Genomic DNA, 14,700 nt, shown 5'->3' with positions numbered 1-14,700 from the left:
GCCCTGTCAGTTGGCAGTGAGCTTGAGGTTGTCGGCGGCCGGCTTGCCATCGAAGGTGGTCACACCTTCCAGCCAGCGGGCCTTGTCCTCGGGGTGGTCTTTCAGCCACTGGCGGGCCGATTCCAGCGCGTCCTTGTGGTCGAGCAGCGGCTGCATCATGCGGCTCTCGTCCTCGGCGCTGAAGTTCAGGTTGGCCAGCAGGCGGTGGGCGTTGGGGCAGCGTTCGGCGTAGTCCGGCGCGGTAACGGTCCACACTGTGGCACGGCCTTCATCCGGACCCAGGGCGTCCTGGCTTTCACCCAGGTAGGCCATGTCGATGTTCACGTTCATCGGGTGCGGTGCCCAGCCGAAGAACACCACCGCCTCCTTGCGCCGCACCGCGCGGTCGACCGCGGCGAGCATGCCGGCTTCGCTGGACTCGACCAGCTGGAACTTGCCCAGGTCGAACTGGTTCTTGGTGATCATTGCCTTGATCTGGGTGTTGGCGCCGGAGCCCGGTTCGATGCCATAGATCTTGCCGCCTAGCTCCTTCTCGAACTTGTGGATGTCGGCGAAGGTCTTCAAACCCTTGTCGTAGAGGTATTTCGGCACGGCCAGGGTGGCGCGGGCGTCCTCCAGGCTTGGGTTCTCCAGTACCTTGACCTGCTTGGCGTCGACGAACGGGGTGATGGTCTGGGTCATGATCGGGTTCCAGTAACCCAGGAACATGTCCAGGCGTTTGTCGCGGATGCCGGCGAAGATGATCTGCTGCGAAGCGCTGGTCTGTTTGGTCTGGTAACCCAGGCCGTCGAGCAGCACCTGGGCCATGGCGCTGGTGGCGATGACGTCGGTCCAGTTGACCACGCCCAGGCGGACGTTCTTGCAGGCCCCGGGCTCGGCGGCGAAAAGCGGGGAAGTGGCGAGGCTGCTCAGGGCAAGGGTCAACAGGCTGCGGCGGATCAAGCTGTGCATGGTGGCTCTCCATCGGCAGTGCATATTGTTATGGGTTTCGATCTCTCTGGACCGTGTGAACACGCTACGCTGCTGGCAGGGTGAAAAATCGCACCCTGGCGACCAACACTTGCACGGAGGCGACCACCTTTGCCGTGGAGCATGCAATGCCGCAAATCATTCATTTCCTGTTGTTGCCCGGGTTCTCGGCCATGGGCTTCATCAGTGCCCTGGAGCCGCTGCGGGTAGCCAACCGCTTCAAGGGCCCGTCGTACCGCTGGCAGGTGCTGAGCCTGGATGGCGGCGCGGTGCAGGCCAGCAATGGCATGTCGGTGAACGCCGATGCGGCACTGGCGGCGGGCGAGCCGGCTGGCATCCTGCTGATTGTGGCCGGCTTTGAGCCGCTGGCCTGTTATGGGCCGGTGCTGCAGCAGGCGCTACGCCGGATGGACCATGACGGGGTGATTCTGGGTGGCATCGATACCGGCGCAGTGGTGCTGGCCGAGGCCGGCCTGCTCGACGGCCACCGCGCCACCGTGCACTGGGAGGCGCTGGAGGCGTTCAAGGAGAACTACCCGAGCCTGCAGGCGACCCAGGAACTGTTCGAAATCGACCGGCGGCGCATTACCTGTGCGGGTGGTACGGCGTCGATCGACCTGATGCTCGACCTGATTGCCCAGGCCCACGGCAGTGAACTGGCGGTGCAGGTGTCGGAACAGTTCGTGCTCGGGCGTATCCGCCAGCGACAGGACCACCAGCGCATGCAGATCGCCAGCCGCTATGGCATCAGCAACAAGAAGCTGGTGAAGGTGATTGGCGAAATGGAGCGCAACACCGAGCAGCCGCTCAATACCCAGGTGCTGGCCGAAGCGGTGCAGGTGACCCGGCGGCAGCTGGAGCGGCTGTTTCGTGTGCACCTGGACGACACGCCCAGTGGGTTCTATCTGCGCCTGCGGCTGGATAAGGCCAGGCAGTTGTTGCGCCAGACCGATATGAGTGTGCTGGAGGTGGGGGTGGCGTGCGGGTTCGAGTCGGCTTCGTACTTTACCCGGTGTTACCGGGCGCGGTATCAGCGTTGCCCGCGGGAGGACCGCTTGGTCAGGGTGGTCTGAGGTCCTCCTGTACTGGCCTCATCGCCGGCAAGCCAGTACAGGAAAGCGGGACCTCACTGCTGGCCGATGGACTGCAGGTATTCCGAGCGGTCATCACTACGCTGCGCCACACAGGTATCCCACGCCGCCTGGAACGCCTTGCTGCCGGGCTTTTCGGCATAGGTCTCGACCTTGCAATCAGCATCGCGCAGCTGCGTCCACAGCTTCTCCGCCGCCTCCATGCGCCCGACCAGCGCAGTAGCCTGGTCCGCTTCATCGGCATACTGGTCGCGAATGCGCTGAATCAAATCGTCATACGCCGCTTTCAGTTCGCGCTCGGCAGTCTGCTTGTTGAATGCCGCACAGGCGAATGTCTGCTGGTCGGTCTCGACGTTGTCGCACGGGGTGCTTTCTTCCTCGCCCGCGTGGGCGCCCGATACGACGGCCAGCAGTACCAGCCATGCCATTGATTTCATCCCTTTCCTCCTCAACAGGCTGACGAATCGCTGGGATTCTCGCTCAGACGAAGGCGCGGCGGTAGCTACCTGTCCAAATGTTCATGAAGTGGCCGCAAACGTCGTTATCGAGACTGTCTCTCATCGCCAGGCAGTGCGGCAGAGGGGCTGTTGTCGCGCATTGACGCTTTCGGCAAACCCCCTGTCGTTTTTGCATCGGGGCGCCTTTGGGCACAGGCATATGCTGGCCCCAAAGCGCCGGCAGAAGATTCGGCGTGGCCCAAATCAACAAAGGGGACAGCCTGATGAGCCCAGCCGAACTTCACGCCGACAGCATCGTCATCGACGGCCTGATCATTGCCAAATGGAACCGCGAGCTGTTCGAGGACATGCGCAAAGGCGGGCTGACTGCGGCCAACTGCACGGTGTCGGTCTGGGAAGGCTTCAAGGCGACCGTCGACCAGATCGCCGCCAGCCAGAAGCTGATCCGCGACAACGGCGACCTGGTGATGCCGGTACGCACCACCGCCGACATCCGCAAGGCCAAGGAACTGGGGAAGACCGGCATCCTCTTCGGCTTCCAGAACGCCCACGCCTTCGAAGACCAGATCGCCTACGTCGATGTGTTCAAGCAGCTGGGCGTGGGCATCGTGCAGATGTGCTACAACACCCAGAACCTGGTGGGCACCGGTTGCTACGAGCGTGACGGCGGCCTGTCGGGCTTCGGCCGCGAGATCGTGGCGGAAATGAACCGCGTCGGCATCATGTGTGACCTGTCCCACGTCGGCTCCAAGACTTCCGAAGAAGTCATCCTCGAATCGAAAAAGCCGGTGTGCTACTCGCACTGCCTGCCCTCGGGCCTGAAAGAGCACCCGCGCAACAAGTCGGACGAAGAGCTGAAGTTCATCGCCGACCACGGCGGCTTTGTTGGCGTGACCATGTTCGCGCCGTTCCTGGCCAAGGGCATCGACTCGACCATCGACGACTACGCCGAAGCCATCGAATACACCATGAACATCGTTGGTGAAGACGCCATCGGTATCGGTACCGACTTCACCCAGGGCCACGGCCAGGACTTCTTCGAGTACCTGACCCACGACAAGGGCTACGCCCGTCGCCTGACCAACTTCGGCAAGATCATCAACCCGCTGGGCATCCGCACCGTGGGCGAATTCCCCAACCTCACCGAAACCTTGCTCAAGCGCGGCCACTCCGAGCGCGTGGTGCGCAAGATCATGGGCGAGAACTGGGTCAACGTCCTCAAGGACGTGTGGGGCGAGTAAGCCGCTCTCCAAGCCTGAAAGCCCCTGCCAGCAACGCCGGGGCATCCCAAATAAAAATTTTATGGAGTTGAGTTTCCATGGCCAAGATCGCCCCGCAATTGCCAATCGAAGTCGATACCGAAACCGGCGTATGGACCAGCGACGCCCTGCCGATGCTGTATGTGCCGCGCCATTTCTTCGTCAACAACCACATCGGCATCGAAGAAGTGCTGGGCGCCGACGCCTACGCCGAGATCCTCTACAAGGCCGGTTACAAGTCCGCCTGGCACTGGTGTGAAAAAGAAGCCGAGTGCCATGGCCTGGAAGGCGTGGCGGTATTCGAGCACTACATGAAGCGCCTGAGCCAGCGTGGCTGGGGCCTGTTCGAGATCCAGGACATCGACCTGGACAAAGGCACCTGCAGCGTCAAGCTCAAGCACTCCGCTTTTGTGTACGTCTATGGCAAGTGCGGCCGCAAGGTCGACTACATGTTCACCGGCTGGTTCGCCGGCGCCATGGACCAGATTCTCGCTGCCCGCGGCAGCAAGATCCGCACCGTGGCCGAACAGGTCTACGGCGGGTCGGAAGAAGGCCACGAAGATGGCCTGTTCGTTACAAAGCCGTTGTAAGCCGGAGATAGCGTCATGGCATTCGAAGCAATGTTCCAGCCGATCCAGATCGGCAAACTGACCATCCGCAACCGTGTGCTCAGCACCGCGCACGCCGAGGTCTACGCCACTGACGGCGGCATGACGACCGACCGCTACGTGAAGTACTACGAAGAAAAGGCCAAGGGCGGCATCGGCCTGGCGATCTGCGGCGGCTCGTCGGTGGTGGCCATCGACAGCCCGCAGGAGTGGTGGGCCTCGGTCAACCTGTCGACCGACCGCATCATCCCGCACTTCCAGAACCTGGCCGACGCCATGCACAAGCATGGCGCCAAGATCATGATCCAGATTACCCACATGGGCCGCCGCTCGCGCTGGGACGGCTTCAACTGGCCGACCCTGATGTCGCCGTCGGGTATCCGTGAACCCGTTCACCGCGCCACCTGCAAAACCATCGAGGTGGAAGAGATCTGGCGGGTGATCGGCAACTACGCGCAGGCTGCGCGGCGTGCCAAAGAGGGTGGCCTGGACGGCGTTGAGCTGTCGGCGGTGCACCAGCACATGATCGACCAGTTCTGGAGCCCACGGGTCAACAAGCGTACCGACGAATGGGGCGGCAGCTTCGAAGGCCGTATGAAGTTCGGTATGGAAGTATTGAAAGCCGTGCGTGCCGAAGTCGGTGACGACTTCTGCGTGGGCATGCGTATCTGCGGTGACGAGTTCCACCCCGATGGCCTCAGCCACGAGGACATGAAGCAGATCGCCGCCTATTACGATGCCACCGGCATGCTCGACTTCATCGGTGTGGTCGGCTCGGGTTGCGACACCCACAACACCCTGGCCAACGTCATCCCCAACATGAGCTACCCGCCGGAGCCGTTCCTGCACCTGGCGGCGGGCATCAAGGAAGTGGTCAAGGTCCCGGTGCTGCACGCGCAGAACATCAAGGACCCGAACCAGGCCACGCGCATTCTGGAAGGCGGCTACGTGGACATGGTCGGCATGACCCGTGCACACATGGCCGACCCGCACCTGATCGCCAAGATCAAGATGGGCCAGATCGACCAGATCAAGCAGTGCGTCGGTGCCAACTACTGCATCGACCGCCAGTACCAGGGCCTGGATGTGCTGTGCATCCAGAACGCCGCGACCTCCCGTGAGTACATGGGCGTGCCGCACATCATCGAGAAGACCACCGGCGTCAAGCGCAAGGTGGTGGTGGTTGGCGCCGGCCCGGCCGGCATGGAAGCGGCCCGCGTGGCGGCCGAACGTGGCCACGACGTGACCCTGTTCGAGAAGAAGGAGCAGATCGGCGGGCAGATCACCATCGCCGCCAAGGCGCCGCAGCGCGACCAGATTGCCGGTATCACCCGTTGGTACCAGCTGGAGCTGGCGCGTCTGAAGGTCGACCTGCGCCTGGGCACCGCCGCTGACGTGGCGACCATCCAGGACCTGCGCCCGGACGTCATCGTGCTGGCGGTGGGTGGCCATTCGTTCCTTGAGCAGAACGAGCACTGGGGCGCCGCCGAAGGGCTGGTGGTCAGCAGCTGGGACGTGCTCGACGGCAAGGTTGCGCCGGGCAAGAACGTGCTGGTGTACGACACCATCTGCGAATTCACCGGCATGTCGGTGGCCGACTTCATCGCCGACAAGGGCAGCCAGGTCGAGATCGTCACCGACGACATCAAACCGGGCGTGGCCATGGGCGGTACAACTTTCCCGACCTACTACCGCAGCATGTACCCGAAAGAAGTGATCATGACCGGCGACATGATGCTGGAAAAGGTCTACCGCGAAGGCGACAAGCTGGTGGCGGTGCTGGAGAACGAATACACCGGCGCCAAGGAAGAGCGCGTGGTCGACCAGGTGGTGGTGGAGAACGGCGTGCGCCCTGACGAGCAGCTGTACTACGCGCTGAAGGAAGGTTCGCGCAACAAAGGCCAGATCGACGTGGAGGCGCTGTTCGCCATCAAGCCACAGCCGATCCTCAGCCAGCCGGGCGAAGGCTACCTGCTGTACCGCATTGGCGACTGCGTGGCCCAGCGCAACGTGCATGCGGCGATCTACGACGCCTTGCGCCTGTGCAAGGACTTCTGATCGTTAACAGTCGCCGCCATCGGGCGCGATCCCTGTAGGAGCGGGTTTACCCGCGAATGCGTCAGCACTGACAACACCGTTGCCTGACCGGACGCATTCGCGGGTAAACCCGCTCCTACATGGGGCCAGTCTCGCCCTCAGGTCGGCGCAAGAATCCAGCTGTTGTGGGAGCCTCCCATGTTGAACACCCTTTTACCCATCCTGCTGTTCGCTGCCCTTGGCCTGGCAGTGCTCGGCGCTCTGCGCCGGGTGCGCATGTGGCGCCGTGGCCGGGCTTCCAAGGTCGACCTGATCGGCGGTTTGCTGGCCATGCCACGCCGTTACCTGGTGGACTTGCACCACGTGGTCGAGCGCGACAAGTACATGTCCAAGACCCACGTGGCCACGGCGGGCGGCTTCGTGCTGTCGGCTGCCCTGGCGATCCTGGTGCACGGCTTCGGCCTGCAGAGCAAGATTCTTGGCTACGCGCTGCTGGTGGCCACGGTCATCATGTTCACCGGCGCCCTGTTCGTCTTCAAACGCCGCCTCAACCCGCCTGCGCGCCTGTCCAAGGGCCCGTGGATGCGCCTGCCGAAGAGCCTGCTGGCGTTTGCCGCGAGCTTCTTCATCGCCACCTTGCCGGTCGCCGGTATCCTGCCGGCCAATACCGGCGGCTGGGTGATGGTCGCCGTGCTCGGCCTGGGCGTGCTGTGGGGCGTGTCGGAGCTGTTCTTCGGCATGACCTGGGGCGGGCCGATGAAGCACGCCTTTGCCGGTGCCCTGCACCTGGCCTGGCACCGCCGCGCCGAGCGCTTCGGCGGTGGCCGTTCCACCGGCCTCAAGCCGCTGGACCTGGAAGACCCGAACGCGCCGCTGGGCGTGGAAAAACCGGTCGACTTCACCTGGAACCAACTGCTCGGTTTCGATGCCTGCGTGCAGTGCGGTAAATGTGAAGCCATGTGCCCGGCGTTTGCTGCCGGCCAGCCGCTGAACCCGAAAAAACTCATCCAGGACATGGTCATCGGCCTGGCCGGTGGCACCGACGCCCAGTTTGCCGGCAGCCCGTATCCGGGCAAGCCGATTGGCGAGCACGGGGGCAACCCGCATCAGCCGATCGTCAATGGCCTGGTCGACGCCGAAACGCTGTGGTCGTGCACCACTTGCCGCGCCTGCGTCGAGGAATGCCCGATGATGATCGAGCACGTCGATGCCATCGTCGACATGCGCCGCCATCTGACCCTGGAAAAGGGCGCCACCCCGAACAAGGGCGCCGAGGTGCTGGACAACCTGATCGCCACCGACAACCCGGGCGGCTTCGCCCCTGGCGGGCGCATGAACTGGGCCGCCGACCTCAACCTGCAACTGCTGTCGGAGGTGAAAGCCACCGAGGTGCTGTTCTGGGTGGGTGATGGTGCCTTCGACATGCGCAACCAGCGCACCCTGCGCTCGTTCGTTAAAGTACTGAAGGCCTCGGGCGTGGACTTTGCCGTGCTCGGCCTGGAAGAACGCGACAGCGGCGACGTGGCACGGCGCCTGGGTGACGAAGCGACCTTCCAGCAACTGGCCAAGCGCAATATCCAGACCCTGGCCAAGTACAAGTTCCAGCGCATCGTCACCTGCGACCCGCACAGCTTCCATGTGCTGAAAAACGAATACGGCGCCTTGGGCGGCGACTACCAGGTGCAGCATCACAGCACCTACATCGCCGAGCTGATTGCGGCGAAGAAGTTGAACCTCGGCCAGCACAAGGGCGGCAGCGTCACCTACCACGACCCTTGCTACCTGGGCCGTTACAACGGCGAGTACGAAGCCCCGCGTGAAGTGCTCAAGGCGCTGGGTATCGAAGTGCGCGAGATGCAGCGTTCGGGCTTCCGCTCCCGTTGCTGCGGCGGTGGTGGCGGCGCGCCGATCACCGACATCCCGGGCAAGCAGCGTATCCCCGACATGCGCATGGACGACATCCGCGAGACCGAGGCCGAACTGGTGGCCGTAGGTTGCCCGCAGTGCACCGCCATGCTCGAAGGTGTGGTCGAACCGCGCCCACAGATCAAGGACCTGGCCGAATTGGTGGCCGACGTGCTGATCGAAGAGGACACCCCTGCCGCCCCAAAGCCGCAAACGGCTAAACGTGAACCTGCGGAGGTGCACTGATGAGCGACATTATCCGCCGCGACCCACGCGCCGAGTGGATCGCCCGTAACCGCCTGCACCCGCTGCATGCGGCCATGCAGACGCAACAGACCAACTGGATGGGCCCCAACGGCCTCATCCGCAAGAACCCCCATGCGATTGCCGCAGGCTTTATCGGCCCCGCCGGCATCAAGCGCATCGACCGCAGCGGCGCCCAGCAGGGCACCGGTGTCGGCGGGCGGCGCACGGCGGCGGCCGAGGTCAAGCTGCCGCTGCACCAGGTACCTGTGCCAGCGTTCTTCATTGCCGTGGTGCCGGACATGGTCGGCGGCCGCCTGAGCAGCCACGACCGTGACTTGCTCGGCTTGGCCCACAGCCTGGCGGGCAACGACGGTGCGGTGCTGGCGGTGGTGTTTGGCGAGCACAAGGAAAGCAACTTTTCCACAGCCGGCGTCGACCGCCTGCTGGTCATCGAAGGCGAGGCCTTCGAAGGCTATGCACCGGAGCAGCTTGTTCAAGGTCTGCGCGCTGTGGATAACCAGTTCGCCCCGCGCCACTGGCTACTGCCCGACAGCCGCACCGGTGGCGGCGAACTGGGCCGGCGCCTGGGTGCCGCGCTGGGCGAGCGCCCGGCGACGCGGGTGTGGCAGGTCAAGGATGGCCAGTGCATCGGCCGTGCCGGTGCCGGCCAGCAAGACCTGCAACGCGCCGTGCCACGCCTGGTCCTGGCGGCAGCAGAGTGTGCCGAGCCGGTCAGCGAAACCCGTCACGAAGCGCTGCCGGTGGAGTTGTCCACAAGCGTCGCGCGCAGCCTGACGCGTATCGAAGACCTGGGCTCGGTGGCGGTCGACCCGGCCACCATCGCCATGGCCGAAGCTGAGTTCATCGTCTCCGGTGGTAACGGCGTCAAGGACTGGGACCTGTACCACCAGGCCACTGCGGCCTTGGGCGCCACCGAAGGCGCCTCGCGGGTGGCGGTGGACGACGGTTTCATGCCGCGCAACCGCCAAGTGGGTGCCACCGGCACCTGGGTTACCGCACGGGTGTACGTGGCTGTGGGTATCTCTGGGGCGATCCAGCATCTGCAGGGTATCGGCGCCTGTGACAAGGTGGTGGCGATCAACATGGACCCAGGCTGCGACATGATCAAACGGGCCGACCTGTCGGTGATTGGCGACAGTTCGGCAATTCTCAAGGCACTGATCGAGGCTGTGGACAACTACCGCAGCGGCGGCCAGCGCGACGCGGCATAAGGGCACAAGCATGAGTACGAAAGTGATCAGCCTGGTTTCCATCGGTGCCCACCCCAGCTCCGGCCGCGCCCGCCGCGCCGAGCAGGACGCCCGCGCCGTGGAGCTGGGGTTGCAGCTGGCTGGGGATAACTTGCAGGTGGTACACGCTGGTGACCCGCGCGAAGAAGCGCTGCGCGCTTACCTGGGCATGGGCCTGGACCACCTGGACGTGCTGGAGCAGCCGGCGGGGGCCGATGTGCTGGGCGTGCTGGGGGATTACCTGCGCGATGCCGGGGCGCAACTGGTACTGACCGGCAGCCAGGCAGAGACGGGTGAGGGGTCGGGCATGTTGCCGTTCCTGCTGGCTGAGAAGCTCGGCTGGCCGTTGATTGTCGGGCTGGCCGAGGTGGAGTCGATCGACAACGGCACTGCGCAGGTGCTGCAAGCCTTGCCGCGTGGTCAGCGGCGTCGCTTGAAGGTGCGCCTGCCGTTACTGGCGACTGTGGATAACGCTGCGCCCAAGCCACGGCAGAGTGCCTTCGGGCCTGCGCGCCGGGGGGTATTGGCGGCGCGTAACGTGGCCATTGTCGAAGACGAGCCGCTGGCCGAGGCCGAGCTGCAACCGGCCCGGCCACGGCCCAAGCGGTTGAAAGTGATCAAGGCCAAGAGCGGTGCAGACCGCATGAAGGCAGCGACGGCCAAGGCCAGTGGTGGGGGCGGCAAGGTATTGAAGGACGTTTCTCCACAGGAAGGCGCTGAAGCCATCCTCAAGCTGCTGGTGGAAGAGGGCGTGCTGCGTTAAGGCTTCACGCGATCCCTTGTAGGAGCGGCCTTGCGTCGCGATGGGCTGCGCAGCAGCCCCGGCAATCTCTGATGTGGCGAAAATCCTGGGGGCGCTGCGCACCCCTTTCGCGACGCAAGGCCGCTCCTACAGAGATTCAACAAATACAACGAGGTAATCTCTCATGGCTAAAATCGGTTTCATCGGCACCGGCATCATGGGCAAGCCCATGGCCCAGAACCTGCAAAAAGCAGGTCACAGCCTGTTCGTTTCCACCCACCACGACGTCGCCCCGGCCGAGCTGGTAGCCGCCGGTGCAGTGGCCCTGGCCAACCCGAAGGAAGTGGCCCAGGAAGCCGAATTCATCATCGTCATGGTCCCGGACACCCCGCAGGTCGAAGCCGTCCTGTTCGGTGAAAACGGCGTGGCCGAAGGCGTTGGCCCGAACAAGGTGGTGATCGACATGAGCTCGATCTCGCCAACCGCCACCAAAGCCTTCGCCGAAAAAATCAAGGCCACCGGCGCTGCCTACCTGGACGCCCCGGTATCCGGTGGTGAAGTCGGTGCCAAGGCCGCGACCCTGAGCATCATGGTCGGCGGCTGCCCGAAAGCCTTCGAGCGCGCCCTGCCGCTGTTCGAAGCCATGGGCAAGAACATCACCCGCGTGGGTGGCAACGGTGATGGCCAGACTGCCAAGGTGGCCAACCAGATCATCGTCGCCCTGAACATCCAGGCCGTCAGCGAAGCACTGCTGTTCGCCGCCAAGAACGGCGCCGACCCGGCCAAGGTGCGTGAAGCGCTGATGGGCGGTTTCGCTTCGTCGAAAATCCTCGAAGTGCATGCCGAGCGCATGATCAAGGGCACCTTCGACCCAGGCTTCCGCATCAACCTGCACCAGAAAGACCTGAACCTGGCCCTGCAAGGCGCCAAGGAACTGGGCATCAACCTGCCCAACACCTCCAATGCCCAGCAAGTGTTCAACACCTGCCAGGCCCTGGGTGGCGGCAACTGGGACCACTCGGCGCTGATCAAAGGCCTGGAACACATGGCCAACTTCTCGATCCGCGGCGATAAGTGATCTTGATGTAACCCTCAAGGGCCTCTTCGCGGGTAAACCCGCTCCTACAGGTACTCCACAGGCCTGAGGGCTGCGGTAATCCTGTGGGAGCGGGTTCATCGAGGCGTCGAACCGCCGCGAAGAACCCAACACCGATGAGCCTGCGACCACAGGTTCATCAGGTGGCACCGAGCAACACCCGCCCCTGGTTCGGCCTGCACGGAGGCAGTTCCAGGGGCGTTTTTGATTCTGCAGAACAACAATAATTGGGAGCCTGCCATGTCGGTCGATCCGCAAAAAATTCTCCGCGACCTGTTCGACACAGCCATCGCCGCCGCCCACCCCCGCCAAGTCCTCGAACCCTACCTGCCCGCCGATCGTAGCGGCCGGGTCATTGTCATCGGCGCCGGCAAAGCCGCAGCCGCCATGGCCGAAGTGGTCGAGAAAAGCTGGCAGGGCGAAGTCTCTGGCCTGGTCGTGACCCGTTACGGCCACGGCGCCAACTGCCAAAAGATTGAAGTGGTCGAAGCCGCCCACCCGGTCCCCGACGCCGCCGGCCTGGCCGTGGCCAAGCGCGTACTGGAACTGGTCAGCAACCTCAATGAAGACGACCGCGTCATCTTCCTGCTCTCTGGCGGTGGCTCTGCCCTGCTGGCTCTCCCGGCCGAGGGCCTGACCCTGGCCGACAAACAGCAGATCAACAAGGCACTGCTGAAATCCGGCGCCACCATCGGCGAGATGAACTGCGTGCGCAAGCACCTCTCGGCGATCAAGGGCGGCCGCCTGGCCAAGGCCTGCTGGCCAGCCACGGTCTACACCTATGCCATCTCCGATGTACCCGGCGACCTCGCTACAGTCATCGCTTCCGGCCCCACCGTGGCCGACCCGAGCACCTCGGCCGATGCCTTGGCCATTCTCAAGCGCTACAACATCGAAGCGCCAAAAGCGGTAATCGACTGGCTCAACAATCCGGCCTCAGAAACCGTCAAGGCCGATGACCCAGCGCTGGTCCGCAGCCACTTCCAGCTGATCGCCAAGCCCCAGCAGTCGCTCGAAGCCGCCGCCGTCAAAGCCCGCCAGGCAGGCTTTAGCCCGCTGATCCTCGGTGACCTGGAGGGTGAATCGCGCGAAGTGGCCAAGGTGCATGCCGGCATCGCCCGGCAGATCGTGCTGCACGGCCAGCCGCTGAAGGCGCCCTGCGTGATCCTGTCCGGTGGCGAAACCACCGTGACCGTGCGCGGCAATGGCCGTGGCGGGCGCAATGCCGAGTTCCTGCTCAGCCTCACCGAAAGCCTGAAAGGCCTGCCGGGCGTTTACGCCCTGGCCGGTGACACCGACGGTATCGACGGTTCGGAAGAAAACGCCGGCGCCTTCATGACCCCGGCCAGTTACGCCCGCGCCGAAGCCCTGGGCCTGTCGGCCAGCGATGAGCTGGACAACAACAACGGCTATGGCTACTTCGCCGCGCTGGATGCCCTGATCGTCACCGAGCCGACCCGCACCAACGTCAACGACTTCCGCGCCATCCTGATCCTCGAGACTGCCCAATCATGACGCCTGATAAAAAAGTCAAAATCCTCGCCACCCTCGGCCCTGCGATCAACGGCATCGACGACATCCGCCAACTGGTCGAAGCCGGGGTGAACATCTTCCGCCTCAACTTCAGCCACGGCGAACACGCTGACCACGCCCTGCGCTACCAGTGGATCCGCGAAGTCGAGCAGCAGCTGAACTACCCGCTGGGCATCCTCATGGACCTGCAGGGGCCGAAGCTGCGCGTCGGCCGCTTTGCCGAAGGCAAGGTGCAACTGCAACGCGGCCAGGCCCTGCGCCTGGACCTGGACAAGACCCCGGGCGACAGCCAGCGGGTCAACCTGCCGCACCCGGAAATCATCGCCGCCCTTGAGCCCGGCATGGACCTGCTGCTGGACGATGGCAAGCTGCGCCTGCGGGTAACCGCCAAGCACAGCGACGCCATCGACACCGAAGTACTGAACGGTGGCGAGCTGTCCGACCGCAAGGGCGTAAACGTGCCGCAAGCGGTGCTCGACCTGTCCCCGCTCACCGAGAAAGACCGCCGCGACCTGGCCTTCGGCCTGGAACTGGGCGTGGACTGGGTGGCGCTGTCGTTCGTGCAGCGCCCGGAAGACATCGTCGAGGCGCGCCAGCTGATCGGCGACCGCGCCTACCTGATGGCCAAGATCGAGAAACCCTCGGCAGTCGAACAGCTGCAAGCCATCGCAGAACTGGCAGACGCGATCATGGTGGCCCGTGGCGACCTGGGCGTGGAAGTGCCGGCCGAAAGCGTGCCGCAGATCCAGAAGCGCATCATCGGCACCTGCCGCCAGCTGGGCAAGCCGGTGGTGGTGGCCACGCAGATGCTTGAATCGATGCGTTTCTCGCCTGCGCCGACCCGTGCCGAAGTCACCGACGTGGCCAACGCCGTGGCCGAAGGTGCCGATGCAGTGATGCTGTCGGCCGAGACCGCCTCGGGTGACTACCCGCTCGAAGCCGTGCAGATGATGAGCAAGATCATCCGCCAGGTGGAGAACGGCCCGGACTACCAGGCCCAGCTCGACGTCGGCCGGCCAAAGGCCGAGGCGACCGTGTCGGACGCCATCAGCTGCGCCATCCGCCGTATCAGCGGCATCCTGCCGGTGGCGGTGCTGGTCAACTACAGCGAGTCTGGCGCCTCGACCCTGCGTGCGGCACGCGAGCGGCCACGGGCACCGATCCTCAACCTGACGCCGAACCTGAACACCGCACGCCGCCTGAGCGTGGCCTGGGGTGTGCATTCGGTGGTCAACGACCGCTTGCGCCAGGTGGATGAAGTGGTGTCTACCGCCCTGGAAATTGCACAGGCGCAAGGCATGGCCAGCCGTGGTGACACGCTGCTGATCACGGCCGGTGTGCCTTTCGGCAAGCCAGGGTCGACTAACACGCTGCGGATCGAGACTTTGATCTGACAAGTTACCGTAGAACCTGTGGGAGCGGGTTCACCCGCGAACACCGGCAAAGCCGGTGCCATACACCGAGTTGGATTCTTCGCGGGTAAACCCGCTCCCACAGAAATAGCAG

General features: G+C 64.1%; 12 protein-coding genes. 10 read left to right on the top strand and 2 right to left on the bottom strand.

Going from position 1 to position 14,700, the window contains the following annotated elements:
• Window positions 1-6: 6 nt before the first annotated feature.
• Window positions 7-951: a choline ABC transporter substrate-binding protein gene (choX, locus tag IAE39_RS10875; protein ID WP_201202138.1), complete on the bottom strand. Its 945-nt coding sequence runs from the start codon at window positions 949-951 to the stop codon at window positions 7-9.
• Between the two features lie 146 nt (window positions 952-1,097).
• Here choX and IAE39_RS10870 point away from each other — a divergent pair, with 146 nt between their 5' ends.
• On the top strand, window positions 1,098-2,042 hold the full coding sequence (locus tag IAE39_RS10870; protein ID WP_201202129.1) for a GlxA family transcriptional regulator: 945 nt from the start codon (window positions 1,098-1,100) through the stop codon (window positions 2,040-2,042).
• Between the two features lie 53 nt (window positions 2,043-2,095).
• On the opposite strand, the gene IAE39_RS10865 is transcribed toward IAE39_RS10870, so the two are convergent.
• A complete protein-coding gene (locus IAE39_RS10865; protein ID WP_201202127.1) occupies window positions 2,096-2,497 on the bottom strand; it encodes a lysozyme inhibitor LprI family protein in 402 nt (133 codons plus the stop codon).
• Window positions 2,498-2,781: 284 nt separating this feature from the next.
• On the opposite strand from IAE39_RS10865, the gene IAE39_RS10860 reads away from it, so the two are divergent.
• From IAE39_RS10860 to pyk, 9 genes are all read left to right on the top strand, one after another.
• A complete protein-coding gene (locus tag IAE39_RS10860; protein WP_033703163.1) occupies window positions 2,782-3,759 on the top strand; it encodes a dipeptidase in 978 nt (325 codons plus the stop codon).
• 77 nt (window positions 3,760-3,836) lie between these two features.
• Window positions 3,837-4,367 (top strand): DUF5943 domain-containing protein, encoded by a 531-nt coding sequence (locus IAE39_RS10855; RefSeq protein ID WP_201202126.1) that lies wholly within the window; start codon window positions 3,837-3,839, stop codon window positions 4,365-4,367.
• Window positions 4,368-4,382: 15 nt separating this feature from the next.
• Window positions 4,383-6,443, top strand: coding sequence for a dimethylglycine demethylation protein DgcA (gene dgcA / locus IAE39_RS10850; protein ID WP_201202125.1), 2,061 nt, complete (start codon window positions 4,383-4,385; stop codon window positions 6,441-6,443).
• A 177-nt stretch (window positions 6,444-6,620) separates the two neighbouring features.
• Window positions 6,621-8,573 carry a dimethylglycine demethylation protein DgcB gene (gene dgcB / locus IAE39_RS10845; RefSeq protein WP_201202124.1) on the top strand — a complete coding sequence of 651 codons (1,953 nt, stop codon included), beginning with the start codon at window positions 6,621-6,623 and terminating at the stop codon, window positions 8,571-8,573.
• The gene (gene etfA / locus IAE39_RS10840; protein ID WP_201202123.1) at window positions 8,573-9,805 is read left to right on the top strand and encodes an electron transfer flavoprotein subunit alpha; all 1,233 of its coding nucleotides are present in this window, start codon (window positions 8,573-8,575) and stop codon (window positions 9,803-9,805) included. The genes dgcB and etfA overlap by 1 nt, the downstream gene beginning before the upstream one ends.
• Before the next feature lie 10 nt (window positions 9,806-9,815).
• Entirely contained in the window at window positions 9,816-10,586 is a 771-nt protein-coding gene (gene etfB, locus IAE39_RS10835; RefSeq protein ID WP_201202122.1) for an electron transfer flavoprotein subunit beta, read from the top strand.
• Window positions 10,587-10,749: 163 nt separating this feature from the next.
• Window positions 10,750-11,643: a 2-hydroxy-3-oxopropionate reductase gene (locus IAE39_RS10830; protein WP_201202120.1), complete on the top strand. Its 894-nt coding sequence runs from the start codon at window positions 10,750-10,752 to the stop codon at window positions 11,641-11,643.
• A 258-nt stretch (window positions 11,644-11,901) separates the two neighbouring features.
• On the top strand, window positions 11,902-13,176 hold the full coding sequence (locus IAE39_RS10825) for a glycerate kinase type-2 family protein (protein ID WP_201202118.1): 1,275 nt from the start codon (window positions 11,902-11,904) through the stop codon (window positions 13,174-13,176).
• Window positions 13,173-14,588, top strand: a complete 1,416-nt coding sequence (gene pyk, locus IAE39_RS10820; protein ID WP_201202117.1) for a pyruvate kinase — start codon at window positions 13,173-13,175, stop codon at window positions 14,586-14,588. Before IAE39_RS10825 ends, pyk begins: the two co-directional genes overlap by 4 nt.
• Window positions 14,589-14,700 lie beyond the last annotated feature (112 nt).

The organism is Pseudomonas sp. S37, assembly GCF_016658545.1.
Taxonomy (GTDB): domain Bacteria; phylum Pseudomonadota; class Gammaproteobacteria; order Pseudomonadales; family Pseudomonadaceae; genus Aquipseudomonas.
This window is presented reverse-complemented; position numbering and strand designations above follow the sequence as displayed.

Excerpts from the sequence above, each read along its gene's own strand:
- choX (WP_201202138.1), bottom strand. The coding sequence starts at position 951 with ATGCACAGCTTGATCCGCCGCAGCCTGTTGACCCTTGCCCTGAGCAGC.
- IAE39_RS10870 (WP_201202129.1), top strand. The coding sequence starts at position 1,098 with ATGCCGCAAATCATTCATTTCCTGTTGTTGCCCGGGTTCTCGGCCATG.
- IAE39_RS10865 (WP_201202127.1), bottom strand. The coding sequence starts at position 2,497 with ATGAAATCAATGGCATGGCTGGTACTGCTGGCCGTCGTATCGGGCGCC.
- IAE39_RS10860 (WP_033703163.1), top strand. The coding sequence starts at position 2,782 with ATGAGCCCAGCCGAACTTCACGCCGACAGCATCGTCATCGACGGCCTG.
- IAE39_RS10855 (WP_201202126.1), top strand. The coding sequence starts at position 3,837 with ATGGCCAAGATCGCCCCGCAATTGCCAATCGAAGTCGATACCGAAACC.
- dgcA (WP_201202125.1), top strand. The coding sequence starts at position 4,383 with ATGGCATTCGAAGCAATGTTCCAGCCGATCCAGATCGGCAAACTGACC.
- dgcB (WP_201202124.1), top strand. The coding sequence starts at position 6,621 with ATGTTGAACACCCTTTTACCCATCCTGCTGTTCGCTGCCCTTGGCCTG.
- etfA (WP_201202123.1), top strand. The coding sequence starts at position 8,573 with ATGAGCGACATTATCCGCCGCGACCCACGCGCCGAGTGGATCGCCCGT.
- etfB (WP_201202122.1), top strand. The coding sequence starts at position 9,816 with ATGAGTACGAAAGTGATCAGCCTGGTTTCCATCGGTGCCCACCCCAGC.
- IAE39_RS10830 (WP_201202120.1), top strand. The coding sequence starts at position 10,750 with ATGGCTAAAATCGGTTTCATCGGCACCGGCATCATGGGCAAGCCCATG.
- IAE39_RS10825 (WP_201202118.1), top strand. The coding sequence starts at position 11,902 with ATGTCGGTCGATCCGCAAAAAATTCTCCGCGACCTGTTCGACACAGCC.
- pyk (WP_201202117.1), top strand. The coding sequence starts at position 13,173 with ATGACGCCTGATAAAAAAGTCAAAATCCTCGCCACCCTCGGCCCTGCG.